20 protein-coding genes and 3 tRNA genes are annotated in these 25,550 nt (G+C 38.9%); 20 read left to right on the top strand and 3 right to left on the bottom strand.

Features of this window, described 5'->3' with window-relative positions; translation table 11 throughout:
- Nucleotides 1–65: 65 nt before the first annotated feature.
- The 13 genes from U5921_RS00835 (at nt 66) to U5921_RS00775 (ending at nt 16,398) form a co-directional block, all read left to right on the top strand.
- Nucleotides 66–899 (top strand): RNA methyltransferase, encoded by an 834-nt coding sequence (locus U5921_RS00835; RefSeq protein ID WP_324824646.1) that lies wholly within the window; start codon nt 66–68, stop codon nt 897–899.
- Nucleotides 900–916: 17 nt separating this feature from the next.
- Nucleotides 917–1,939, top strand: a complete 1,023-nt coding sequence (pheS, locus tag U5921_RS00830; protein ID WP_324824645.1) for a phenylalanine--tRNA ligase subunit alpha — start codon at nt 917–919, stop codon at nt 1,937–1,939.
- 18 nt (nt 1,940–1,957) lie between these two features.
- Nucleotides 1,958–4,390 (top strand): phenylalanine--tRNA ligase subunit beta, encoded by a 2,433-nt coding sequence (gene pheT / locus U5921_RS00825; protein WP_324824644.1) that lies wholly within the window; start codon nt 1,958–1,960, stop codon nt 4,388–4,390.
- A 24-nt stretch (nt 4,391–4,414) separates the two neighbouring features.
- Nucleotides 4,415–5,035, top strand: coding sequence for a cell division protein ZapA (zapA, locus tag U5921_RS00820; protein ID WP_324824643.1), 621 nt, complete (start codon nt 4,415–4,417; stop codon nt 5,033–5,035).
- A gap of 5 nt (nt 5,036–5,040) precedes the next feature.
- Complete coding sequence (locus U5921_RS00815) at nt 5,041–7,410, top strand: endonuclease MutS2 (RefSeq protein WP_324824642.1); 2,370 nt, start codon at nt 5,041–5,043, stop codon at nt 7,408–7,410.
- A 20-nt stretch (nt 7,411–7,430) separates the two neighbouring features.
- Complete coding sequence (locus U5921_RS00810) at nt 7,431–7,874, top strand: DUF523 domain-containing protein (RefSeq protein ID WP_324824641.1); 444 nt, start codon at nt 7,431–7,433, stop codon at nt 7,872–7,874.
- A gap of 29 nt (nt 7,875–7,903) precedes the next feature.
- Nucleotides 7,904–9,622 (top strand): arginine--tRNA ligase, encoded by a 1,719-nt coding sequence (argS, locus tag U5921_RS00805; protein WP_324824640.1) that lies wholly within the window; start codon nt 7,904–7,906, stop codon nt 9,620–9,622.
- A 41-nt stretch (nt 9,623–9,663) separates the two neighbouring features.
- Nucleotides 9,664–10,536, top strand: coding sequence for a radical SAM protein (locus U5921_RS00800; protein ID WP_324824639.1), 873 nt, complete (start codon nt 9,664–9,666; stop codon nt 10,534–10,536).
- 11 nt (nt 10,537–10,547) lie between these two features.
- Nucleotides 10,548–12,065, top strand: coding sequence for a B12-binding domain-containing radical SAM protein (locus U5921_RS00795; protein ID WP_324824638.1), 1,518 nt, complete (start codon nt 10,548–10,550; stop codon nt 12,063–12,065).
- Complete coding sequence (locus tag U5921_RS00790) at nt 12,062–13,084, top strand: hypothetical protein (protein WP_324824637.1); 1,023 nt, start codon at nt 12,062–12,064, stop codon at nt 13,082–13,084. Before U5921_RS00795 ends, U5921_RS00790 begins: the two co-directional genes overlap by 4 nt.
- A gap of 63 nt (nt 13,085–13,147) precedes the next feature.
- Nucleotides 13,148–14,923 (top strand): indolepyruvate ferredoxin oxidoreductase subunit alpha, encoded by a 1,776-nt coding sequence (iorA, locus tag U5921_RS00785; protein ID WP_324824636.1) that lies wholly within the window; start codon nt 13,148–13,150, stop codon nt 14,921–14,923.
- Complete coding sequence (locus U5921_RS00780; protein WP_324824635.1) at nt 14,924–15,499, top strand: indolepyruvate oxidoreductase subunit beta; 576 nt, start codon at nt 14,924–14,926, stop codon at nt 15,497–15,499.
- Nucleotides 15,500–15,594: 95 nt separating this feature from the next.
- Nucleotides 15,595–16,398, top strand: coding sequence for a hypothetical protein (locus tag U5921_RS00775; protein ID WP_324824634.1), 804 nt, complete (start codon nt 15,595–15,597; stop codon nt 16,396–16,398).
- A 100-nt stretch (nt 16,399–16,498) separates the two neighbouring features.
- On the opposite strand, the gene U5921_RS00770 is transcribed toward U5921_RS00775, so the two are convergent.
- Nucleotides 16,499–17,698 carry a M20 family metallopeptidase gene (locus U5921_RS00770; protein ID WP_324824633.1) on the bottom strand — a complete coding sequence of 400 codons (1,200 nt, stop codon included), beginning with the start codon at nt 17,696–17,698 and terminating at the stop codon, nt 16,499–16,501.
- Between the two features lie 206 nt (nt 17,699–17,904).
- Here U5921_RS00770 and U5921_RS00765 point away from each other — a divergent pair.
- From U5921_RS00765 to U5921_RS00745, 5 genes are all read left to right on the top strand, one after another.
- Nucleotides 17,905–17,979 (top strand) — tRNA-Asn (locus tag U5921_RS00765).
- 5 nt (nt 17,980–17,984) lie between these two features.
- A tRNA-Leu gene (locus U5921_RS00760) sits at nt 17,985–18,073 on the top strand.
- Nucleotides 18,074–18,096: 23 nt separating this feature from the next.
- Nucleotides 18,097–18,172, top strand: a tRNA-Met gene (locus U5921_RS00755).
- A gap of 114 nt (nt 18,173–18,286) precedes the next feature.
- Entirely contained in the window at nt 18,287–18,628 is a 342-nt protein-coding gene (locus U5921_RS00750) for a PadR family transcriptional regulator (RefSeq protein WP_324824632.1), read from the top strand.
- A gap of 1 nt (nt 18,629) precedes the next feature.
- On the top strand, nt 18,630–19,139 hold the full coding sequence (locus tag U5921_RS00745) for a DUF1700 domain-containing protein (RefSeq protein WP_324824631.1): 510 nt from the start codon (nt 18,630–18,632) through the stop codon (nt 19,137–19,139).
- A gap of 41 nt (nt 19,140–19,180) precedes the next feature.
- Here the strand turns inward: U5921_RS00745 and U5921_RS00740 are convergent, their stop codons facing one another.
- Nucleotides 19,181–20,464 (bottom strand): AfsR/SARP family transcriptional regulator, encoded by a 1,284-nt coding sequence (locus U5921_RS00740; RefSeq protein WP_324824630.1) that lies wholly within the window; start codon nt 20,462–20,464, stop codon nt 19,181–19,183.
- 36 nt (nt 20,465–20,500) lie between these two features.
- Complete coding sequence (locus U5921_RS00735) at nt 20,501–22,036, bottom strand: amidohydrolase (protein WP_324824629.1); 1,536 nt, start codon at nt 22,034–22,036, stop codon at nt 20,501–20,503.
- A gap of 216 nt (nt 22,037–22,252) precedes the next feature.
- Here U5921_RS00735 and U5921_RS00730 point away from each other — a divergent pair, with 216 nt between their 5' ends.
- Both U5921_RS00730 and U5921_RS00725 read left to right on the top strand, forming a co-directional pair.
- Nucleotides 22,253–23,854, top strand: coding sequence for a M20/M25/M40 family metallo-hydrolase (locus U5921_RS00730; RefSeq protein WP_324824628.1), 1,602 nt, complete (start codon nt 22,253–22,255; stop codon nt 23,852–23,854).
- Between the two features lie 21 nt (nt 23,855–23,875).
- Nucleotides 23,876–25,249 carry a sodium:alanine symporter family protein gene (locus U5921_RS00725; RefSeq protein ID WP_324824627.1) on the top strand — a complete coding sequence of 458 codons (1,374 nt, stop codon included), beginning with the start codon at nt 23,876–23,878 and terminating at the stop codon, nt 25,247–25,249.
- The last annotated feature ends 301 nt before the right edge of the window (nt 25,250–25,550 follow it).

Here is a 25,550-nt window from a genome sequence, read left to right as displayed (position 1 = left end):
AATGAACCGGCTTCTTTTTCTGTATTATGCCATAAATAATAAATTTGATAGGGCAGTTAAAAATTATGAGAAAAAATATAGAATCTGCAAACAATGCAATTTTTAAAACTGCATTGGGTTTACAGAAAAAAAAACAGAGAGAAAGCCTTTCGCAATATATGATTGAAGGTCCAAATCTGATACGGGAAGCTCTAGAAAATCGAGCAGAACTTCTTCGGATTTTTGTAAGAATAGATGAAGAAAAACGATCTCCCGAGTTAGAAGGCTTGTTGAATGAGATACAAAGACAGGGAATTGATATTTATTTTCTATCTCGAAAATTATTTGAAAAATTGGGAGAAACTATAACGCCGCAAGGAATCTTGGGGGTTGTAAAAAAACCGAACTATACAGAAGAGGATTTCTTTCATCCGCTATCTTGTCAGGCGAATGGCAATATGCTTGTTCTAGACCGCCTACAGGACCCAGGTAATTTAGGGACGATTTTACGCACAGCAGATGCGGCTGGTTTTCAAGGTGTAATTTTATGCAAAGGAACAGGTGACGTCTTTGCACCAAAGGTCGTTCGTTCGGCGGCAGGCGCTTTATTTCGATTGCCGCTCTTTTTTACAAATAGTGCAGAAGAAACTATTTCTTATCTTCATAAATATGAGAAACGGATTCTTGCTGCTACAATGCAAAACAGCCAGGTTTATTATAAAGTTAATCTTTGTGGGAACATTGGTTTAATCATTGGCAATGAAGGAAACGGAATTTGTCAAGAATTGATTGATGCAGCAGATGAAACGATATGCATTCCAATGATGAAATCAACAGAATCTTTGAATGCTGCAGTGGCTGCAGGCATCTTGATATATGAAACGGTAAGACAAAGAAGCTTGGATAACAGTGAACAATGAAATGGAGGATAAACAGCATGCAAAATCAGCTTAAAGCCATATTGGAAGAAGCAAAAGCACAATTGGATCAGGCTTCCAGTCTGGGCGAAACGGAAGAAGTAAGAATTAAATTTTTAGGGAAAAAAGGAAAGTTGACCGAAATTCTAAGAGGCATGGGAGCACTGAGCCCCGAAGAAAGAAAAGCATTTGGTCAGATTGCGAATGGTACCAGAGGACAAATTGAAGCAATTCTTGAAGAGAAATTTGCTAGAATGAAAGAACTGCAAAAGATGTCGAAACTAAAAAGTGAGAAAATCGATGTGACAGAGCCGGGAAAAAGAGCAGAACTTGGCGTTAAGCATCCAATCTCAATTACCATTGATGAGATTTCCAAAGTATTTATGAACATGGGCTTTCGCATTACAGAGGGACCGGAAATTGAGACGGCTTTTAATAATTTTGACGCGCTGAATGCCGGACCGAATCATCCAGCTAGAGATTTTACCGATACCTTTTATATTACTGATGAAGTGCTGCTCCGAACACAGACTTCACCGGTACAGGTACGTACTTTAATGACAGACAATCCACCGATTAAAGTAATTTCTCCGGGACGTTGTTTCCGGTGCGACACGCCGGATGCGACACATTCACCAATGTTTCATCAGGTAGAGGGAATTGTTGTCGATGAAGGTATTTCAATGGCAGACCTAAAAGGTACGCTGGATTCGTTTGCAAAGCAGATGTTTGGGTCCAATGCGAAAACAAAGTTCCGGCCACACCATTTCCCATTTACAGAGCCGTCCGCAGAAATGGATGTTACTTGTTTTAAATGTGGAGGGAAAGGCTGTAAAGTATGTAAAGGAAGCGGCTGGATAGAAATTTTAGGCTGTGGAATGGTGCATCCAAATGTATTGAAAGTAGGTCATGTAGACACGGAAAAATTTACAGGATTTGCATTTGGTATGGGAGTAGAAAGAATTGCAATGCTGAAATATGGGGTGGAAGACATCCGTTTATTCTATGAAAATGATATGCGTTTCATTCAGCAGTTCAAATAATAAAAACGGAGGGATATTATGTTAGTACCAATTCAATGGTTAAAAGAATATACAAAAGTTGATGTTGATATAGATCAATTCTGTGATCGTATGATTATGTCCGGTTCTAATTTGGAAACGGTTGAATTATTTGGAGAGAACATTGAAAAAGTGGTTGTGGGGAAAATCCTATCCATTGATAAACATCCGGATGCAGATAAACTTGTTATTACAAAAATTGACGTAGGGGCAGAAGAACCAATTCAAATTGTGACGGGAGCTTCAAATATTGCCGTAGGAAATTACGTACCGGTTGCACTGCATGGAAGTAAGATTCCGGGTCCGCTTCACGGACAGCCAAAAAAGCCAGAGGGCGTTACAATTAAAAAAGGAAAACTGAGAGGCGTGGAATCCTTTGGAATGCTTTGCTCGGCAAGTGAACTGGGATTTGAAGATAAGGTGATTCCGGTGGTGCATAAAGACGGGATATGGATTTTAGATGAAGAATATCCCCTAGGGATGAGCATTGTAGAAGCATTGAACTTGAAAGAAGCGGTTGTTGATTTCGAAATCACACCGAACCGTCCGGATTGCTTATCTATGATCGGAATGGCTCGAGAGACAGCTGCTACTTTTGATACGGAACTTTCTTATCCGGACACGCACTGTGAGGAAAAAGGAGAAGGAAAAATTAAAGATTTGATTTCAGTAGAAATCAAGGAACCGGATCTTTGCAAACGATATGCAGCTAAAGTTGTGACAAATGTGAAAATAAAACAGTCTCCGTGGTGGCTGCAACAGCGTTTGATGTATGCAGGGATGCGCCCGATCAATAACATTGTTGATATCACAAATTACGTCATGCTGGAATATGGACAGCCAATGCACGCATTCGATATTCGCAATGTAAAAGGTGGGAAAATATATGTAGATACGGCTAAAGAAGGAGAAACGTTTACTACGCTGGACGGGACAGAACGTAAACTGGCTGAAAACATGCTGCTCATTAAGGATGAACAACGAGCTATTGCGATTGCAGGAGTGATGGGAGGACAGAATTCAGAAATTCAACCTGATACGCAGACTATTTTGATTGAAGGTGCGAATTTCAGCGCAGACAGTGTCAGAAGCACATCAAAAAAGTTAGGGCTTCGAACCGAAGCCTCTTCTCGATTTGAAAAAGGGATTGACCCGAATCTTGCAGAAAAAGCTTGTGAACGTGTATGCCGTTTAATTGAACTCTTAGATGCAGGTACTGTTTTGAAGGGAGCGGTTGACGTATATCCGAAGAGAAAAGAAGCAGAAGCCGTTAAAGTAAGAGTGGATCGAATCAATCATATTCTCGGAATCGATCTTTCTGCAAAAGAAATGATTGATATTTTCCATCGGTTGGAAATGAAAACCATGCATCTTGGAAATACAATTACCGTAACACCACCTACCGTACGTTTGGATATGGAAACAGAAATTGATTTTGTAGAAGAGGTTGGAAGACTTTACGGGTATGATCGTTTACCGATGACATTGCCGAAAGGAAACTGTGAAGCTGGAAAGACAAAAAAACAGCTTTTGAGAGACTTGTCAAAAGAGACTTTAACCGCACTAGGTGCCTGTGAAATTCAAACATATTCTTTTGTAAGTCCGAAAGGTTTGGATTCCATTCAAATGGCAGATGATGCAGAAGGCAGAAAAGTGATTAAGCTGTTAAACCCACTTGGCGAAGACACCAGCGTAATGCGTACGACATTGATTCCAAATATGTTGGACGTACTGGCGAGAAATTACAGCAGAAATAATGAGAATGTAGCTGCTTTTGAAATAGGAACGATCTTTTTTAATAACCACCATGAAGGAGACACGTTACCAGAGGAAAAAGAGTCTGTATGCATTGCCGTTTATGGTTTGGATAAAGATTTTTTAGCGTTAAAAGGTATGCTAACAGAGTTTTTGAATAAATTAGGAATATGTGAGTGTCGTTATATTCCAGAAGAAAAAGTTGAAACATTCCATCCTGGACGTTGTGCATCTATCGAATATGATTGTACCGAAATTGGAATCATTGGAGAATTACATCCGGATGTTTTGGAAAAATATGAAATCGGAGCACGAGCTGTTTGCTGTGAACTGAATTTTGATCTCTTGATAGAAAAAGCAAATACAGAGAAATTTTACCGTCCTCTTCCCAAATATCCGGCAATGACTCGGGATCTTGCTTTGACAGTGAATGAAGGAAACTGTGTGTGTGATCTAGAATCCATTATTAAGGCGCATGGAGGAGAACTACTTGAAAAGGTAACTCTGTTTGATGTATACCGTGGAAAGCAGCTGGCTTGCGGCACAAAGAGTGTGGCTTTTACTCTGACGTATCGTGCAGCAGATCGCACTTTAACGGAAGAGGAAGTAAGCAAGGTAAATAATAAGATATTGGTTGCATTGAAAGAAGAGTGTCATGCAGTATTGCGTGAAATGTAACGAATAGAAAGGCGGACATTTTCTATGGAAGACAAAAATAAGGTGACTGTCAGAATTTATGGCCAGGAATATATTATTTCAGGCGATATGCCAAGAGAGCACATTATGAAAGTTGCAGATTATGTAGATCGTAAGATGAATGAAATCGCTGCGGTTTTGTCTGCGACTTCTACGTCGTCCTTAGCGGTGCTTTCTGCTGTAAATGTTGCTGATGATTATTTCAGAGGCTTGGAGGAGAACCAAGCTCTTAAGCAGAAAAATATTCAACTGGATAAAGATACCAAGCATTATGCACAGCTTTGGGACGAAGCAAAAAAGAATTTTCTACAATATAAGGAAGATGCGCAGAGCATTATGGAGCATAGGGACCAATTGCAGAGATTGTTTAATGAAAAAACGGTAGAAGTAAATCAACTTTCCTCAAAGTTAAAAACCATAAAAGAGCAGTACGATGCTTTAGTTCGAAAAAGTGAAGCATTGCAGGCGCGCATGAAATCGCAGGAAGAAAATAAAATTTCTAATTCTTCCATTGTGAAAGAGTTGGAAGCAAAATGCAGAGATGTTGAGAGTAGCTTCTTTGATCTTCAAATGGAAAATATCCAATTAAAAGGAGAATTGGATCGTTATAAAAAAATGATGGAGTAGTATACATGAATAAAAAGGCATATCGGGTATTGGAATATAATAAAATCATAGAGAAATTGTCTGCCCAGGCGGCTTCTTCAATAACAAAAAAAATGATTGAAGAGCTAAAGCCTTCTATTGATATGTATCAAATTCAAGAGCAACTAACGGAAACCACGGAAGCGGTTTCCGTTATTATGCGTAAAGGACCACTTCCTTTGGGAAGCTTTTATGACACAAAGGATATGCTTTATTTTGCATATAAAGGCGGCACCTTGACGATGCGCCAGCTTTTGGAAATCCTATATAACTTACAGGCCGCCAGAAATGCAGCCGGATTTTTAAAGAGCGACCTGCCGTTATTGCCTCGGATGAAAGGCTATGCGGAGGTCTTATTTATTGATAAGCATTTAGAAGATGAGATTGATCGTTGTATTTTATCAGAAGATGAGATGGCAGATAGTGCAAGTGCAGAATTAAAGCGTATACGTCGGTCAATTCTTAGACAGAATGATGCGATTAAATCTAAGATGAACAGCATTTTAAATGCATCGGAAAATCGAACACTTTTGCAGGATGCAATTGTAACCATGCGTCAGGGACGCTATGTTATTCCTGTCAAACAGGAGCATAAAAGTAAATTTTCAGGGATTGTACACGATCAATCCTCAACAGGGGCGACTTTATTTATCGAACCACAGGCCATTGTGAATTTAAACAATGAGCTGCGTGAAATGGAATTAGCCGAGAAAAAAGAAATACAGCGTATTCTAGAAGAATTTTCAGGTAGAGTGGGGCAGATTTATGAAGAGCTGTTAAATAACCAAAAACTTTTAGTTCAATTGGATTATATCTTTGCAAAGGGGAAATTGTCAGTAGCACAAAAAGCGATGGAACCAAAGATGAATACACAGGGCTTTTTAAAGATAAAAAATGGGAGGCATCCTCTCATTGACCCGAAAAAAGTCGTTCCAATCAACATTGCACTTGGAAAAGATTACGATACATTAATTATTACGGGACCCAATACAGGAGGAAAAACTGTCACGCTTAAAACAGTTGGATTGTTTATTCTGATGGCGCAATCTGGTTTGCATGTACCGGCATCAGATGGAACGGAGCTTCCGATTTTGGATCAGGTCTTTGCAGATATTGGAGATGAACAAAGCATAGAACAGAGTCTGAGTACCTTTTCTTCTCACATGAATAACATTGTGCAAATCGTGCAGGAAAGCAAAGAGAATACATTAGTTTTATTGGATGAGCTAGGAGCCGGAACTGATCCGACAGAAGGTGCGGCATTGGCAATTTCCATTTTAGAAAGTATTTATGGAAAAGGCGCAAAAACGATTGCAACGACACATTATACAGAGCTGAAAAAATATGCATTGTCTTCCTATCGAGTGCAAAATGCCTCAATGGAATTTAATGTAGAAACTTTAAGCCCGACTTACCGTCTTTCCATCGGTGTGCCGGGAAGATCCAATGCATTTGAGATATCAAAGAAATTGGGATTGCCCGATGCAGTCATTGATCACGCGAGAAGCCTTTTAGAGAAAGGTGATATTGAATTTGAAGAAGTGATTACGAGCATTGAAAAGGATAAAATTACAGCGGAAGAAGAACGAGACGAAGCGATTGCCCTTAAACTAGAGATGAGTCGCAGAAAAGAGGCTTTGGACCTTCAAGAAGATCGCTTTAAAGAAAAGAGAGAAAAGATCTTACAAAAAGCGAAAGAAGAAGCAAGAGAAATGGTTCGGGAAGCAAAAGAATTCGCAGATCAAGTGCAGCGTGAACTGCGCGAGATGGAGAAGATGCAGGAACCCTCTGAGCGAAACCGAAGACAGGAACAGGTACGCAGCAAAATTCGAAATGCAGGGGAACGCTATAAAGACCGCTATGAAGCTCCGCAGAATATCAGGCCTGTCAGACCCGGTGAACTTAAACTGGGTGATCGGGTACGTGTTCTTTCTTTGGATCAGAAAGGAAATGTGCTGACGCTTCCGGATGATCGGGGAGACTTGCAGGTACAGATCGGCCTTTTGAAAATTACAGCGAATATAAAGCAAATTTCTAAGGTTCAGGAGAACGTTACAAAAAAAGAAAAGCAAAAAGCCAGATATGGTGCACTTTATAGAAGCAAAGCACAGTCCGTCTCCATAAGTATCAATGTAATCGGAAAAAATTTAGATGATGCTTCCATGGAGGTTGATAAATATTTAGATGATGCGTATATGGCAGGACTAAAAGAAGTTACTGTTATTCACGGTCGTGGAGCAGGTATTTTAAGAGATGGTCTTGCTCAGCTTTTTCGGCGTCATAAGCATGTGGAAAAGTATCGAAAAGGAGAGTACAATGAAGGTGGAGAAGGTGTAACCGTTGTCACCTTACGATAACATGCAGGGAGGAAAGAAGATTGTATATTGTAAGTGCATGTTTGTTGGGGCATTGCTGTCGATACAATGGCGGAAGCAATGAAGCACCAGAGGTGAAAGAGTTTTTAAAAAACAAAGACTTTATCGCAGTTTGTCCTGAAGTGCTAGGCGGTTTGAAAACACCGAGATTACCCGCGGAAATTGTTGAATCGAAAGTAATCAATCAAGCAGGTGAAGATGTAACTGAAGCCTTTCAAAATGGGGCAAAGCTCGCTTATAAAGCTGCGTTAAAGGAAGCAGCAAGATTGAATGAACCGATTGAAACAGCAATCTTGAAAGCGAAAAGTCCTTCCTGCGGAAGCAGTGTGATTTATGATGGGACCTTTCAGGGAAAATTGGTTTTAGGAAGTGGTTTTTTTACACAGTTGCTGAAAAAAAAAGGAATTGATGTTATTTCAGAGGAAGATCTTAAAGCGATGAGATAAAGTTGCATAGAAACAAGGAGGAAAAATATATGTTGAATGTGAAAGCACAGATTGCAGAGTGCTTGGAACCTCACATTGAGGGATTGAGCAAAGAAGAAATTGAAAAAATGATAGAGATTCCATCCGATGCAAAGATGGGTGATTATGCCTTCCCGTGTTTTCGGCTGGCAAAGACTATGCGGAAAGCACCGGCTATGATTGCCTCCGAAATTTGTGGGGAATTGGTCGGAAATCAACTGTTTTCAAAGGTAGAACCAGTTAATGCTTATGTAAATCTTTTTTTAGATCGAGGAACTTTTACAAAAGAATTGGTGACTTCGGTTGTGGAACAGAAGGATCGCTACGGTTCCTCTGATTTAGGAGAAAATCGAACGGTTATCGTTGAATTTTCTTCACCGAACATTGCAAAGCCATTTCATATTGGTCATATTCGGAGTACAGTAATCGGTAATTCCATTTATAAAATCTATAATTTTTTAGGGTATGACACGGTACGCATTAACCATTTGGGTGATTATGGCACACAATTCGGAAAAATGATTGTATCTTACCGCCATTGGGGAAATAAAGAAGATGTTACAAATGAACCGATTAAAACATTGCTTGGCTATTATATAAAATTTCATGAAGAGGTTGAGAAGGATCCAACTTTAGATGACGAAGCACGAGTAACCTTCACAAAGCTGGAGCAGGGAGCAAAGGAAGAAACAGAATTATGGCAGTGGTTCCGCGATGAAAGCTTAAAGGAATTCGAGCGAGTGTACAAGATGCTTGGAATTGAATTTGATTCTTATGCGGGAGAGAGTTTCTATTCCGATAAGATGGGGCGTGTCTTGGACGAGTTAAAAGAAAAAAATCTTTTAGAGCAATCGGAAGGTGCTCAGATTGTTGATTTAGAAAAATATAATCTGTCTCCGGCATTGATTACGAAGAGGGATGGTTCGACTTTATATATTACGAGAGATATAGCAGCAGCTATTTATCGCAAAGAACAGTATCAGTTCTATAAGAATCTATATATTGTAGCTTCTCAGCAGAATTTACATTTTCAGCAATGGTTCAAGGTTGTGGAAATGATGGGTTACGAATGGGCAAAAGACTGCGTGCACATTCCATTTGGACTAGTAAGCCTGGAAGAAGGTACGATGTCTACAAGGCACGGACGTGTTGTGTTTTTGGAAGATGTGCTGAATCGTGCGGTCGAGCAGACTAAGAAAGTCATTCTTGAAAAGAATGTAAATACGGAAAATGTAGAGGAAACGGCACGTCAAGTTGGTATTGGTGCGGTTATCTTCCAAGAACTATCCAACGGACGGATTAAAGATTATGTATTTTCATGGGATAAGGTCCTCAACTTTGAGGGAGAAACCGGCCCGTATGTACAGTATACACATGCAAGAGCAGCAAGCGTTTTGCGGAATGCAAAGGAAGACGTAGATAAAGCGTTAGCAAACATCGATTCCACGGATATGTCCTATATTGCAGGAGACAGCGCTTATCAACTGGCGAAGTTGATTTACCGCTTCCCGCAGGTAATTATGGATGCAGCAGATAAGTATGAACCTTCTGTAGTGACAAGACATGTTGTGGACATTGCACAGAGTTTTAATAAGTTTTACCATGACGAACACATTTTAGTAGATAATGAGGCGGAGAAACATGCGAAGCTAGTCTTAACTTATGCAGCAAAGCAGACCATAAAAAATGGGCTGGCGCTGCTTGGCATGCAGGCGCCGGAAAAGATGTAATTCATTGAAGTAAAGAATGAATGAAAAAAGGGGGAAAAGCAATGCGATATGAAGGAAGTGTATACCGTCCTCCCAGTGAGGCTTACAGCTTAATTGTACAAGTCACCATTGGCTGTGCACACAATAAATGTACTTTTTGCAGCATGTTTAAAGAAAAGCAATTCCGAATTCGGAAACCGGAGGAAGTTTTAGAAGATCTAGAGATGGCAAGAAAACAGTATGCTCATGTAGAGAAAATTTTTCTTGCAGACGGAGATGCTCTTGTTTTGTCAAACAAGGCATTGCTGATTATTTTAAAGCGCATTCGGAAATTATTTCCTGAATGTAAGAGAGTCGGCGTTTATGGTTCTCCGCAGGATGTTTTAAGAAAAGATCTGAAAGAGTTAGAAGAATTAAAGGAAAATGGTGTAGGTATCATTTATATTGGTGCGGAATCCGGAAGTGATCGAGTTCTTTCTGAAATTCAGAAGGGCGCAACACGCAGAGAACTGATTGATGCTGTCAGAAAGATTGAAGATTCGGGAATTGCAGCTTCTGTAACCTTCATTTCGGGCTTGGCCGGACAGACTGATTGGAAGGAGCATGCAATTGAAAGCGGCACGATGATCAGCGAAATGGAACCTTCCTATGTCAGCTTGCTGACATTGATGCTGGACCCGATGGCGCCTATTTACAAAGATGTCATGGACGGAACGTTCCAATGCTTGACAAAGGAGCAGGTAATGGATGAAGCAGAGCTGCTTTTGGAAAATATCAATGTTAAGAAAACTTGTATTTTCCGCAGCAATCATGCTTCCAATTATTTATCCTTAAAAGGTGATTTGCCGCAGGATAAGGAGCGGATGCTTGAACAGATCCGACTGGCAAAAAAGAACACAGGAATGCTAAAAGATGAACGTTTTCGCATGCTGTAACGGAGCAGATTATGAAGGTTTTATTAACAACTTTAAATTCAAAATACATTCATTCCAATTTGGCATTGAAGTATTTATACGTCGTTTCTCAAGAAAAACAGCCATCGGTAGCGATAAAAGAATTTACCATCAACAATGAAGACGATTATATTTATTCGGAGCTGGTACGAGAAGATTATGATATCATTTGCTTTTCCTGCTATATATGGAATCGGGAACGAATCTTATATTTGATAGAAAATTTAAGAAAAGCAAAACCTCAGGTTCGTATTTTATTGGGTGGACCAGAGGTGAGTTTTGACCCAGCTCAGATAATGAAAGAAAATGAATCGGTTGATTTTATTATAAGCGGAGAAGGTGAGGAAAGCTTTCCACTGTTCTTGGATGAACTGGAAAAAGAAAAGCCTGAATTTTCAAACATAAAAGGATTAAGCTACCGGGAAGATGAAGCGGTAATTGTAAATGCACCGGCTCCATTGGTTCAATTTGAATTAATCCCGTTTCCTTACCTATTTCTTATGGATGAATCCGATAAAGTTTTATATTATGAATCTTCACGGGGGTGTCCGTTTTCGTGCAGTTATTGCCTGTCTTCCATTGAGAAAAAAATTCGGGCTTTGCCCTTGGATCGTGTAAAAACCGATTTGAGCTATTTTATCTATAAAAAAGTAAAACAAGTAAAATTTATTGATCGAACTTTTAATTATGATAAAGTACGGTGTATTGAAATTTTACGTTACCTTATGGAAAATGATAATGGTGTCACCAATTTTCATTTTGAATTGTGCGGCGACCTGATTGATGATGCGTTACTGGGATTGATGGAAAATGTTCGACCGGGGTTATTTCAATTTGAAATCGGTGTACAAAGCACCAATGATCAGGTTTTAAAAAGCTGTAATCGAAGCAGCAATTTTGATCGATTGGCTGAGAGTGTGAAACAGCTGCGGGATTTTGGAACCGTGCATTTACATTTGGATTTAATTGCAGGTCTGCCTCATGAAGATTATAACTCTTTTCGGAAGTCGTTCAATGAGGTTTATTCACTGAATGCACATCAGCTTCAGCTAGGATTTTTAAAGCTTTTAAAAGGGACTGCCATTCGTTTACATGCAGAAGAGCACAATTACATATTTCGAAGTAAGGCACCGTATGAAGTGATCTCCAATCACTACCTGAGTGCGTCGAGCCTCGTACAGCTTAAGATGATCGAAAAAGTGCTGGATTTATATTTTAACCGAGGTGGTTTTGAGGATAGTCTTGATTTTGCAGTAAAAGAATTTTCGGATTCTCCGTTTGACTTTTACGAGGAATTTTCTCAATTCTATTATTTAAAAGGGTATCAGCACCGATCGCATAAGAAAGAAGATCTATATCGCATTTTTTACTATTACGGGCAGTGGAAAGAGAAATCTATGGACGGAATCGCAGAAAAATTAAAGAATTTACTGGAATGGGATATGCACAGAACCTTGAATCCCGATGCAGTAAAAAAGTTCAAGAAAAAAGGGTGGGACGTGACTTTATGAAAAAAGAAGCAGCCTTAGAGAAGAAAGCTCCTGATTTTATTACACGGAAAGATCGTATAGGGCAGTATTTTGAAAAATATTTAAGTGACTTTGTGTTTGATGAATTTTCAGAAGCACATTTAAAAAGAGAAGGCATTTTTGATATTATGAATGGGGTGCCTATTCCGCTTAGACACCAAGATGTTGTGGACTTTCACGGTAAAGAAGGTTTGTCACTGCTGCATATTGCAGAAAATATGGCGTGGATTATGGGCACGAATCCACAGTTTCAGTATGTTGGTGACTATGTTATCTATTTAAAAAAATACTTTAATCATAAGATTGTAGATGCACTTGTGAAAGAAGGCAGGGATGATGCAGAGGCAGGAAAAATGGATTCTGCGGTCATTCATTTTCGTGCTGCACTTGTGATTGAACCAGATAATCTTCATGCGATGTATAGCTATGCACGGGGTTGCCGTGAACTGTATGAAGAAGGCTCTGAAAGAGAAGACACGGAATATGTCGGACGATTTAAGGCAGAATCCATAGAGTATTTTGAACTGACTTCAATTGTACATCCGGAATTTGCACAGTCATATTATTTCCTAGGCTATGCATACCTGAATATGGGTCTTTATATAAAAGCAACCTTGACATGGAAACAGTTCTTGGAACGAAGCAGAAATAGAGAGGACAGAAAAGAGATAAAGGAACGTCTGGAGCAACTATCACAGCCGGTAGAGATTGAAAAAGGCTGCAACCATATATTAGCTGGACGTTTTTCTGACGGAATCGAGGTATTGAAGCCTTTTGCGGAAACGCAATATGAGACATGGTGGCCGCTGCATTATTATCTAGGTGTGGGATTTTCCCATATGGGTCAGGAGCAGACGGCAATCCATTCTTTAAAACGTGCGTTAGAGTTAAATCCTTCACATATTGAGAGTATGAGAGAATTGGCAGATCTTTATGAGCAGGAAGGTGAAGAAGGTCTTGCAGAAAAATATCGTAAGAAGATACAAGTAATCATAAACTAGAAATGCATGGCATAAAGCTTTGATTCAGGTATCTTAAAATATAAGAAAGGAAGAGGAGAGAAAATGAAACAAAAACATCTAATGACAGGCAATGAAGCCGTTGCACGGGGTGCTTATGAAGCGGGATTAAATTTTGCTTCTGCTTATCCGGGAACACCCAGCACAGAAATTTTGGAGAATCTGGCCTTGTATAAAGATTCTTTATATTGTGAATGGGCTCCAAATGAAAAAGTGGCACTGGAAGCTGCAATTGGTGCATCCATTGCAGGTGTTCGCTCTCTTGCTACCATGAAACATGTGGGTGTCAATGTAGCGGCGGATCCTTTGTTTACTTTTGCTTATACTGGTGTAGGCGGAGGTTGCATTTTGGTATCAGCTGATGACCCGGGCATGCATAGCTCTCAAAATGAACAGGACAATCGAAACTATGCAACCGCGGCAAGATTACTGATGCTGGAACCTTCCAACAGCCAAGAAGCAAAGGATTTTACAAAGCTTGGTTTTGAATTGTCTGAGAAATTTGATACGCCGGTACTGCTTCGAATGACAACTCGTATCTGTCACAGTAAAAGTGCAGTCACCTTTGGGGAAAGAGTGGAAAAGACAGCAAAGCCTTATGAGAAAAACATTAAAAAATACGTAGCAACTCCTGCAAACGGCAAAGTAATGCGCCGCAATTTGGTTGGACGTTTGACAGCGATGGAAGAGTACTCCAATCACGCAGAAATTAATGAAGAAGAGATAAATGGAAGTGAAATCGGAGTCATAAGCTCCGGTGTAGCATATCAGTATGCAAGAGAAGTATTTGGAGACGATGCTTCTTATTTAAAGCTGGGTATGACTTTTCCGATGCCGATGGAGAAAATTAAGGCATTTGCAACAAAAGTTAAAAAACTATATATCGTAGAAGAGATGGACCCGTATATGGAAAGACAGATTCGGGAAGCAGGAATTGAATGCATTGGGAAAGCGGTGATTCCTGAATATGATGAATTAAATACGGACATTGTCAGAAAAGGCGTATTCGGTATTGAAGGAGCGACTTTAAAGTCTGATCTTGAAGCTGTTGTTCGCCCGCCTGCGATGTGTGCCGGATGTCCGCACAGAGGATTTTTCTATGCACTGAGCAAGAAAAAGAATGTGATGATAACCGGAGACATCGGCTGCTATACTTTGGGTTCAGCACCTCCTTTAAATGCAATGGATACCTGTATTTGTATGGGAGGAAGCATCAGCACAGGACACGGCGCTTCTAAAGCATTTTCCATTACGGGTGCGGATACAAAAGTTGTATCGGTAATTGGCGATTCGACCTTCTTTCACTCTGGTGTCAACAGCTTGATGGATGTAGCTTATAACAAAGGAACCAATGTAACCGTAATTTTAGATAACCGGATTACCGGTATGACGGGCCATCAACAGAATCCCGGAACTGGATATACGCTCATGGGTGATGAAACCGGGGAAGTAGATATTCCTTTACTATGTCAAGCAATCGGGATTAAAAAAGAAAATATCTACATAGTTAATCCACTGAAGTTAGATGAAGTAGACCATGCATTGGATGAGACTCTAAATAAAGAAGAAGCTTGCGTAATCATTACAAAATGGCCATGTATATTAAAGAAATTTTCTCAACAGGATAAAAACGATTTTGACTTAAAACCTAAGAAATGTAAGATTGATCAGGATAAATGCAGAAAATGTAAATTGTGTGCAAAGACGGGATGTCCGGCTATCTATGTAGGAGAAACCATCACGATTAATGCAGACTCTTGCACTGGATGCGGTGTATGCGTACAAGTTTGTCCGTTTGATGCGATTTCGGAGGTGAAATAAATGAAGGAAGTAAAAAATATATTATTGGTCGGCGTTGGCGGTCAGGGGACTATCTTGGCCAGTAAAATTTTATCCATGGGTTTACTGGAGGCCGGATATGATGTAAAGATGTCAGAAATTCATGGAATGTCTCAAAGAGGCGGTAACGTTAGCACGCAGATTCGTTTTGGAGAGAAAGTCTATTCACCGATTATTGGAAAAGGTGAGGCAGATGTTATCGTAGCCTTTGAAAAAATGGAAGCTTTGCGTTGGATTGAGTATCTGAAAGAAGGCGGAAAGATGGTTATTAATGATTTTGAGATACCGTCCGTACCGATTCTTATGGGAGCAATGGAATACCCGAAAGGCATTTTAGAGGATTTGATAGAAAAAGCAGATGTATCGGTTTTTGAAGCTTCGACCATCGCTGAACAGATCGGAAACAGCAAAACGATGAACATTGTGCTTTTAGGAGCACTTGTGAAGGCAATGAATATTCCGGGAATTGATTGGGAAGTCGTGATTCGCGCGAATGTAAAGAAAGCCTTTGAAGATATTAATATAAAAGCGTTTAAAGAAGGAATGAAGCAGGTTTAATACCTGCTCTTCTCTTTTTTCTGAAACAAAAACAAGATTTTCTGTCAAAAAGAGAGAAGTGTAGAGTGAAAAGGGATCAACATAGTGAGGAAAATATGACAGATAACAAAGTAAAAACGATGGTATATGTAGTACTTAGAATTTTAGTGGTTGCAGTTATGATTGCACAGATATTTAATCATAATTGGAATAATGTATTTTTGTGTATTATGACACTCATTCTTTTTATGGTGCCTACTTTTATAGATAAACGGCTCCACATAGAACTGCCAAATACACTGGAAATTATTATTTTGATCTTTATATTTGCTGCAGAAATTTTAGGAGAAATACATGAATACTATCTGATTTTTCCAAGCTGGGATATGATGCTTCATACGATGAACGGGTTTTTATGTGCTGGAATTGGATTTTCATTAATTGATATTTTAAATGAGAGTGAACGCTTTTCTATTCGATTGTCTCCAATTTTTGTTGCATTGGTTTCCTTTTGTTTTTCAATGACAGTTGGAGTTTTGTGGGAATTTTTTGAGTTTGCGATGGATTATTTCATGCATACAGATATGCAAAAAGATACGGTGTTGAGTTCCATTACTTCGGTATTACTGCACTCCGGAAGTGAAAATGTTCCGGTAACTATACCGATTGAAAGCATCGTAGTGAACGGAGAAAGTTGGGATTATGGGGGCTACATTGACATTGGGCTGTATGATACCATGACAGATTTATTTGTAAACTTTATTGGGGCAGTTAGCTTTTGCATGATTGGTCTTTTTTACATCAAAGGACGAGGAAACGGGTCGTTTGCAATGCGGTTTATTCCACGCAGAAAGTTAGAGCCTGTTGAAGATGAAAAGGAAAATAAAGAATGCAGTGTTGAATCAAAAAAAATAGTCTAACTATCGCAGATTAATTTGAATAGAAAAAAAGAGCCGGGTTGAAAACGGCTCTTTTCTTTTCCTATAAAACTACTAGAGGTAGCAAAATGGAAGTTTCGATTTATCGCATCATTTGAATTAAAAACTCATAGATAATATCACAGGTTGTCTCTACGGTTTGGAGGATGACATATTCATCCGGACTGTGAATGCTTCCGCCATCCGGCCCAATAATCAGTGCAGGAGGCTGGCTGCCGTCACGTGTGCAGATGCGAGTAGCAAGATAGTTGAAATCACCGATGCAGCCAATTGAGTCAATGGCTGCCGGTTTGCCGCAGATTGTCTCGATAGAAGCGGCCATGATATCGGCATAAATATCGTCTTTACTGACAAGATAAGGTTTATAGTAACGGCTTTCCGCAGAAGGAACTGGTCGTAGATTAATTTTGTATTCACAGCTTACCCCTGCATTTTTTAAGAGCATTTCTGCTTCGCGAAAAACGCTTTCTTCGGTTTCTGTTGTCACAATATGTCTGTGAACCGTAACTCTGGCAAAATCAGGGACACTGCAAGCGCCGCCGTCCGCCTCCATCTTTAGGATGCACAGAGCACCGGAGCCTAGAATACCATCACTTTCTAATTTTAATTTTTTTGATTCTAAAATGAATTTTGCGGCTTCAACTGCCGCATTGATACCTTTTTCTGGATTGGAAGCGTGTGCAGCTTTGCCAAAAAAATCAATTTGGTAAACAAAGCAGCCTTTTGCACCTAAAGAAAGTACAGGAAAATCAGATTGACTAAAAGCAGCATTTGGCTCTGTTATGATTGAGCAATCGATTCGGTCGATGAGGCCTTCTTCAATCAGTGCATTAGAGCCGAGACTGAAAGGACCTTCTTGATCAGAGACTAAAGTGAGAATCAGATTACCTTTCCAAGCCAGGTTCGATTGTTTTAAACGTTTCAAGGCAACCATGAGTGCTGCACAGCCGGCTTTCATATCTGCGGCCCCCAAGCCGTAAAGCCGATCTCCGTCGATGGTTGGAGTATATGGATCAAGGGACCAGCCTTTGCAGGGTGGCACCGTATCAAGGTGCCCGTTTAAACAAATGGTAGGGCCTCCGGGTTGTCCTTTTAGCGTGCAAATCAGATTTTTACCGTCAAAGCCGACTGCATTTTTTTCACTGTAGAAGTGATACTGCGGAGATAAGCCTTCTTCTTCAAGCCATCGGAAACAATATCGCATAATATCGGATTCCTGATAGTAAGGGCTTCTAATGGAAATAAGTTCTTTCAATAGTTCAATGACTTCAGTTTGTTTCATTGATGCTCCCCCTCTTTTCCTTATTTTTCCGTTTATTTGCAATAGTATTATATCATGCAAAGAATTGAGAATGAAACAAAAAAATATAAAATAAACCATCATATTAAAAAAAATAGAATAAAAACGGTAAAAATAGAAATAATTATATTGACACGCTATATAAGGTTGTTGTATAATAATCCTTGTCGTCAACGATAAATATTTGTTCCAAGGTAGCTCAATGGTGGAGCACTCGGCTGTTAACCGATAGGCTGTGGGTTCGAGCCCCACCCTTGGAGCCAATAGTGCCGGGGTGGCGGAATTGGCAGACGCACAGGACTTAAAATCCTGCGATCCTTACCGATCGTACCGGTTCGACCCCGGTTCCCGGCACCATTCATAATGACAAAACTTAACATCGCGGGATGGAGCAGTTGGTAGCTCGTCGGGCTCATAACCCGAAGGTCAGAGGTTCAAGTCCTCTTCCCGCAACCAAAAAGATAACAGCAAACATTTGTTTGCTGTTTTTTTATATGCATAGTTTTACTTACTTAAATATACCTTGCATAACACAGTAAGATGCGATATACTTTTTCAGGAGGTAAATACATGGATAACTTTGAATGGGTTGCACAATTAAGACGCGGAATCATGGAATTTTGTGTATTGCTCTTGATCAATCAAAAAGCTTGCTATGGTTATGAGCTGGTGTTGAGCTTAGAGCAATTTGACTATCTTTCAATAACAGAAGGCACATTATATCCCTTATTGAGAAGACTACAAAAGGAAAAGAAATTAGAATCATATTGGTTGGAATCAAAAGGTGGCCATCCAAGAAAATATTACAAGTTGACTGCATTAGGACTTGATGTTCTAAATAAAATGTCATCGACTTGGATTGAGTTATCAAAAGAATTAAATACCTTATTAGTTCAAAGGGAGGAAAATTAGAATGGATAAAATTACTTACATTAAGGAGTTGAAAAAAAATCTAAAAGGATTGCCTATGGAACAGAGAGAAGACATGTTAAGAGAAATCGAACAGCATATAGCAGATGCCATTGCCGCAGGTAAAGAAGAATCTTTTGTTATTGCCAGATTAGGGAACCCTGAGATTCTCGCAAAATCATTGGCAGGAGAATACTATGCGGAAAATAACAATATTTTAAAAGCGATTCCGTTTTTCGTATCAGCTGGTATTGGCAGCTTTTTTATGGTCTTTCTATTCGGTGGTATGGCATTGCTGTTTAGCGCTGGTGCGGTTGGATCAATTGTCGGGGGCATAATGCGGACCTTGGGAAGTGAGAGGGTTAATATGACTATGTTTAATATGGAGGTACCTCGGATTTTAAGCATTCCAACAGGTCTACTGACAGCAGCATTTCTATTTGTTTTAGTATATTTATGCTGCCGAACGCTCAAAAGATATTTTATCCGCGTGGCAAATGCTTGGAAAGAATAAGGACTTTCGTAGTTTGCCAAATACGTTTACTCATATTAAATTTATTCTTCTATGACTTCAACATCATTGATTCCTCGATAAAATTCAATGAATTTTTCTACTTGGGGGTTTCTTTGATTAGAATCGTAAACTATCAAAATTACAATTTGTTTATCGAGTTTACGCCGTGAAAGATAGGACAAAAACTCGATGGTCTTACTATCCAAATACTGCATGTTCCAAATTCTAAAGATTATCTGTTCTGATTTTTCGCTTACAATGAGAGTTTCAAACATACTGAAAAATATCATATCATCTTTGACGGTCTTATTTCGAATGTCAGAATCAATTTTTTCACATTTACTCTTCCATTGAGAGATACAGTACTTTCCAAAATGGTAGAGGCTGTTTAGAATTTCAAACATGCCTTCAGAAGGAATTCTCTGTCCTGGAGTATCGCAAATATCAAGTACCAATTGGGCGCTTGTGTTATTAAAACTGGCGAGTATTCTAGCGTACGTACTCAATTTTTCCGGGGAGTTACCGATATAAATTTTAATTTTTTGACTGAAGAATTGATCGTCCTTCGACTTGTGTAATATTACTTCATTATTTTCATTGTTTGTATCTTCGATAATTCGCTTATATAGGGATTCGATCTCATTGGAAGGAGAGATATTCAGTTCGTTTCGCAAAATCATTTTTAGATTACGATAGGTACTGATTGCTGCGACTTTGTTATCGGAAACATATTGGTATTGCATCAATCGTAAGTATACCATTTCATTGAGCGGATCTATATCAGCAAGTTTTATAAGGGCATTGAAGGCTTCTTCAATTTGCTGGGAATTCATTAAGTCTTGCGCATGGGCAAATTGAGCATTAAAATATTTACGCTGAGCATTTTCACGTTCTCTAAATACCCAGTCGCTAAAATCAGGGGCGTCGATAATATAAAAATCTTCAAGAAAATCTCCTGAATAGCATCGAACCGATTCCTGGTAGTGTTGCTTATAGATCGTGCTATAAAACTGATCATAATCACTGATAATTGCTTCACTATTAAGCTTAATCGCCTGTTTACTGTTATTTATGATCAGTTCCTCATCCGTCCATTCTCCTATAATTTTTCTGATCTGCCAAAGATTAAATCTTAGATTATTCAAGGCGGATTTTTTTGTATAATCATTCCATAGAAGATTTGCCAACTGTTCTCTGTAAAAAACCTTTGTTGGCTGCGTTGCCATGTAAATAAGCAACCCCAATCCTTTTCTAGGTAGTTGTGTTGTCAGATCGATATGATTCACTTTGACATTAACTTCACCAAATAATTTGAGCTTCACCATTATATAAATGCCCCCAATGCAGTATTCATTTATTTTTTATCGATCGTGCTGCAATGTAAAAAGACAGTTACCATTTTTATAAGTAGAGTGTATGGTAATATCTTTTAAAGTACTGGGATCAACCTCAAGCGGATTTTTTTCGAGAATGATAAAATCTGCTTTTTTTCCCTTTTTAAGGGAACCTTTTTCCTTCTCCTGATAAATTGCATAAGCACCATTTAAAGTATACATTTCAAGTGCCTCATAAACGGTAATCCTCGATTTTGGATTGGGATGATTTACAGCAGAATGAATGCCAAGCATTGGATGAATTGGCATGATATCTGAATCAGAACAGCCGGCTACTTTGATACCGGCATCAAATATTTGTCTGAATGGATTGGTCATGGCAGCCCGCTCTCTTCCTAAACGAGTATCATACATCATGCCTTCTTCCCTAAAAAAATATTCATAAGTAGGGTGCATCGCTAATGTAATTCCAAGTTCTTTCGCTTTTTGAATGTGCGTTGCAAGTGGAAGTTCAAAATGTTCAATTCTATGACGATGATTTTGATTTGTCTTTTTCTGCAGGACTGTCTCAAAAGCAAATAAAAGCCGGTCAATCGCACGAGGACCAACCGCATGGATTGCAATCTGTAGATTGAGCTCATGTGCATGCTCAATAAATTCAATTAATCCCTGTTCTGTATAAAACAGTTTTCCGCAATTATCTTTTGTATCATTGTAAGGCTCGTATAGAGCCGCATTTCTGGATCGAAACGAACCATCGAGAAATAAATCTCCCCCCACACGTGGCAGATTGTGCTTCAAGACTTTCTTGAGATCTGTCGTGGAGTAGAAGACCTCTACATCAATCGGAAAATTAGTCTTATTTTGAAGTATAATCTCCGGATGGCGTGTATGAAACAATGGACCGCCTTCAACTGCTACCATCGTTGTGACCCCATTTTTAATTGCTGTTTCAAATGTTTTATCTGCTCCTGCCAAATAATGATTGTCCTCTAAGCAATCGTAGACTTTCTTAAGAGCAATAAAGGCAGCTTGATTGATGAGCTTTCCTGTAAAATTTTTGTTCCCGTCTTTTTCAAAGCCGCGATTGATAAAGGGAATGCGGAACTGGTTGAGTGCAAAGCTATTCATCAAAACAGTATGAAACTCAATGGAGCTGATTACTAACGGGAAATCTGGAGATACCCGGTCAAGTTCAGCTCGTGTCGGAAGGCGTCGTTCCTTCAGGTCAAATTCTGAAAGCCGTTTACCGATTACAACTGGATAGTCGTATTTGTGCGGCCATTGGCTGATTAGCTCCTGTACATCCCCAATGGATTTCGCATCATCAAAATGAATGGAGATTTCATTTAAAAATGTAGATATTAAATGCAAATGTGAATCATAAAACCCCGGTAAAATGGTTTTCCCCTTTAGGTCGATAATTTCTTCATCTGCATTTTTAAGTTCTTGAATGTTTGTATAACCAAGTGCAGCAATTCTATCTTCACTAATTTGCATACTGGTGAAGTGTTCTCCTGGATTTTCCAAGGTAAGAATTGTGCCATTTACAAAATATGACATAGCATCACCTAAACCCCATAAATGATTTGCCGCATTCTATTTGCGGCGAAAGATTTTTATATGAAATTATAACATTCTACTAACTGTATTTCTATTAAATTTCAGAAATGTTTGAAAACTAACGCTTTTCTAATGGTAAGCATACATTTATTGAAACATTTATCTAATTATATCTCGTTATAATGAGAGTATAAAATTCAGAAATGGAGGTTAATTATGCATAAAAAGAATAAAATCTTGGACTTGCTCTTAGAGCTTATTCAGGTTCCAAGTATCACGGATACTTCTGGTGAATCGCGAGTTGAAGCTCTTATTTTAAGCAAACTTCAGCAGAATTCTAAACTTCTTCAGGACAATTCCTTTGGACTTGAAGCGATTAGCAATGACCCTCACAATCGTTCCATTGTATGGGGATTGCTCAAAGGTGAAGGGGAGGGTACTGTTATACTGCTGAACCACCATGATGTTGTTGATTGCCTTGATTATGGCTCTTTACAATCTTTAGCTTTTGACCCTGAACCATTGAAAGCGGCTTTGAAAAAGCAAAACCTTTCTCCTGAAGTAAAGCGTGATCTTGAAAATGAGAATTGGTTGTTTGGCAGGGGTACAGCTGATATGAAAGGCGGGCTAGCCATTCAACTTTCACTGCTTGATACGTTTGCTCAAAAAGATCACTTTAAGGGAAATATTCTCTTTTTATCTGTTCCTGATGAAGAAACACTTTCCCTGGGGATGCGTGAAAGTGTAAGATTGCTAGAAAAGCTTTCAGAAAAGTATCATCTCCTTTATCAGCTGCTGATCAATTCAGAACCCCATGAACGAAAAAATGAGAATCTGACAATCTATGATGGTTCAGTCGGCAAAGCCATGGCAGTCGTATACGTACAAGGCAAGAAGGCGCATATAGGGAAAGCGTTTGAAGGATTGAATCCGGTAGCGATTCTTTCCAGAATTGTTCTTGACACAGAGCTTAACAGCAACCTCAGCGATTCAAAGCTCGGGGAAATGTCCATCCCTCCTTCTTGGAGTTTTTCGAGAGATTTTAAAAGAAATTATGATGCGTCCATTCCAGGGGCCGCAGGCGGATATCTCAGCTTTTTAACACTGGAAAGTACACCGAAGAAGATTCTTCATATCCTTAAGTCTGTTTCGGAAAAAGCGTTTTTGGAATCAGTGAGACACCTACAATCAGAATATCTCAAGAATTATCCAAGCAGCATCCAGCATCCGGAATATCCAGTTCATATCAAATTCTATGAAGAATTGTTGCAGGATGCGATGACAGCTAATCCAGATCAAACCAAATGTACACTTGAAAACAGCTATATGGAAATTCGTTCTTTACTAAATGAAAAAAAAGTTTCTATACCGGAAAGCAATTTTATTATTATTGAGCGGCTGTTAGAGGTGGCTTCTTATAATACACCGACGATTGTCATCGCTTTATCACCACCTTTTTATCCTCATATAACCAGTGCTTGTGATGATAATTATGATCATTTTAAAGCAAATCTGGAAAAAACATTGGAACAATATAATCCAGAAATAGAGCATTATTTTATGGGGATTTCCGATTTAAGCTATGCAGGTCTTCAAAATGAAGAAGAGATTGTCCCTTTTGTTGCTCCGAATATGCCTCTCTGGCATGATGATTTTTATAAAATTCCTTTCGAAAGTTTAAAGAAACTCTCTATGCCAACTATTATTTTAGGCCCTTGGGGTAAGGATTTACATCAAAAAACGGAACGTATTTATATCCCCGATTTGATTGAAACCATCCCTTCATGCATTGAATTGTTAATTCTCAACACATTATAAAATGAATATAGGAGGTATAAAATGAAAGATTTAGTTGTCAATTTTGTCAATACGGCTACTGGCTTTCTCTGGGGACCCTTTATGATGATCCTATTATTGGGAGGCGGAATCTTCTTAACGTTTAGACTAAAATTCCTTCAGCTCCGCTATTTTGGATTTATGCTGAAACAGACAATCGGTTCTCTTTCAAAATCCAAAAAAGAAGATAATTCAGATGATGTTCAAGGGACTTTAACACCTTTTCAAGCTGTAACGACAGCGTTAGCATCTACAGTGGGAGCTTCAAACATTGTTGGAGTTCCGGTAGCGATTTGTTTTGGGGGCCCTGGGGCTGTTTTCTGGATGTGGATCACCGCTATTATTGGTATGATTACGAAATACGCAGAAATTGTTCTTGGAGTCAAATATAGAGAAAAAAATAGTGACGGCGACTACGTCGGTGGGCCTATGTATTACTTAAAAAATGGATTGAAATCAAAAGTACTTGGAAACACTTATGCCTTTCTTTTCATGCTGACTATTGTTTCAGGGATTATGGTTCAATCTAATTCTGCCGCCGGGTCTGTCTCAATGCTTGGACTTTCTACCGTTACTTCTGGGATTATCATTACGGTTATGGTAGGTTTAATCGTAATTGGAGGCGTAAAACGTATTGGAAAAGTTTCAGAAAAGTTCGTACCGTTTATGGCTCTTCTCTATGTATTAGGCTGTCTAATTATTATCCTGTTTCATATAGCAGAATTGCCTTCTGTCATTTCACTGATTTTTAAAAGTGCATTTAGCGGACATGCTGCTGCTGGAGGCTTTCTTGGCAGTGCGGTTACCCAGACTTTGAGATGGGGAATTGCACGAGGTGCATATTCCAATGAAGCAGGAATGGGAAGTGCGCCAATTGCACATGCAACAGCTAAAACGGATCACCCTGCTCGTCAGGGTCTGTGGGGAATGTTTGAAGTCTTTTTTGATACACTTCTTATCTGTACTATGACAGCTTTGGTTATTTTAACAACAGGAATTTGGAAAAGCACAGACATCATTGCTTCTGGTATGACTGCTCAAGCTTTCACTGATTTTTATGGTTCCATTGGCGGATATGTCGTCAGCTTTTCAGTACTCCTCTTCGTTATTTCCACCATTTATGTCATCCTTTTCTATGGAGAGCGGTTAGCAGAATACCTTTTTGGAAAGACTTTTTCACTGGTAATGAGATATGTTTATCTAGGCGCATGCTTTATCGGTGCAATCGGAGGATTACAATTTGTCTGGATTTTCCTTGATTTTCTCTTTGGTTTGTCCGTTATTCCAAATATGATTGGTGTGCTTGGACTTTCAGGCGTCGTTGTTTCTCTAACAAAAGAATTTTTTAGTTCCGAAGAGCTTATTTCTAGGAAATAACCTCTTCACGTTGAAACAATCTTTATGTATTTTGTGCCATCATAATTTACAATTAAAAAATAGCTGACAAAAAACCGGCTCTAAAAAGTTAGATTTAATTCTAACAATTGGGAGACGGTTTTTTTTGCAGCAATAAGGATGCTATCTTTTATTTTTGAAAAAATAAAAATGAAAGAATTCTTTATTATAAAAGATGATTCAAAGAAACATTTATATTGATTAATAGAAAAAAAGTTGAAAAGCATGATAAGTGATATTAAAATATATGAAAAGAGAAAAAGATGGTAGGTAGTTAATTCTG

It is taken from the genome of Sinanaerobacter sp. ZZT-01 (assembly GCF_035621135.1).
Classification (GTDB): domain Bacteria; phylum Bacillota; class Clostridia; order Peptostreptococcales; family Anaerovoracaceae; genus IOR16.
This window is presented reverse-complemented; position numbering and strand designations above follow the sequence as displayed.

Excerpts from the sequence above, each read along its gene's own strand:
- U5921_RS00745 (WP_324824631.1), top strand. The coding sequence starts at position 18,630 with ATGGATAAAATTACTTACATTAAGGAGTTGAAAAAAAATCTAAAAGGA.
- U5921_RS00750 (WP_324824632.1), top strand. The coding sequence starts at position 18,287 with ATGGATAACTTTGAATGGGTTGCACAATTAAGACGCGGAATCATGGAA.
- U5921_RS00790 (WP_324824637.1), top strand. The coding sequence starts at position 12,062 with ATGAAAAAAGAAGCAGCCTTAGAGAAGAAAGCTCCTGATTTTATTACA.
- U5921_RS00815 (WP_324824642.1), top strand. The coding sequence starts at position 5,041 with ATGAATAAAAAGGCATATCGGGTATTGGAATATAATAAAATCATAGAG.
- U5921_RS00770 (WP_324824633.1), bottom strand. The coding sequence starts at position 17,698 with ATGAAACAAACTGAAGTCATTGAACTATTGAAAGAACTTATTTCCATT.
- iorA (WP_324824636.1), top strand. The coding sequence starts at position 13,148 with ATGAAACAAAAACATCTAATGACAGGCAATGAAGCCGTTGCACGGGGT.
- U5921_RS00735 (WP_324824629.1), bottom strand. The coding sequence starts at position 22,036 with ATGTCATATTTTGTAAATGGCACAATTCTTACCTTGGAAAATCCAGGA.
- zapA (WP_324824643.1), top strand. The coding sequence starts at position 4,415 with ATGGAAGACAAAAATAAGGTGACTGTCAGAATTTATGGCCAGGAATAT.
- U5921_RS00775 (WP_324824634.1), top strand. The coding sequence starts at position 15,595 with ATGACAGATAACAAAGTAAAAACGATGGTATATGTAGTACTTAGAATT.
- U5921_RS00730 (WP_324824628.1), top strand. The coding sequence starts at position 22,253 with ATGCATAAAAAGAATAAAATCTTGGACTTGCTCTTAGAGCTTATTCAG.
- U5921_RS00725 (WP_324824627.1), top strand. The coding sequence starts at position 23,876 with ATGAAAGATTTAGTTGTCAATTTTGTCAATACGGCTACTGGCTTTCTC.
- U5921_RS00795 (WP_324824638.1), top strand. The coding sequence starts at position 10,548 with ATGAAGGTTTTATTAACAACTTTAAATTCAAAATACATTCATTCCAAT.
- U5921_RS00835 (WP_324824646.1), top strand. The coding sequence starts at position 66 with ATGAGAAAAAATATAGAATCTGCAAACAATGCAATTTTTAAAACTGCA.
- U5921_RS00780 (WP_324824635.1), top strand. The coding sequence starts at position 14,924 with ATGAAGGAAGTAAAAAATATATTATTGGTCGGCGTTGGCGGTCAGGGG.
- pheT (WP_324824644.1), top strand. The coding sequence starts at position 1,958 with ATGTTAGTACCAATTCAATGGTTAAAAGAATATACAAAAGTTGATGTT.
- pheS (WP_324824645.1), top strand. The coding sequence starts at position 917 with ATGCAAAATCAGCTTAAAGCCATATTGGAAGAAGCAAAAGCACAATTG.
- U5921_RS00800 (WP_324824639.1), top strand. The coding sequence starts at position 9,664 with ATGCGATATGAAGGAAGTGTATACCGTCCTCCCAGTGAGGCTTACAGC.
- U5921_RS00740 (WP_324824630.1), bottom strand. The coding sequence starts at position 20,464 with ATGGTGAAGCTCAAATTATTTGGTGAAGTTAATGTCAAAGTGAATCAT.
- argS (WP_324824640.1), top strand. The coding sequence starts at position 7,904 with ATGTTGAATGTGAAAGCACAGATTGCAGAGTGCTTGGAACCTCACATT.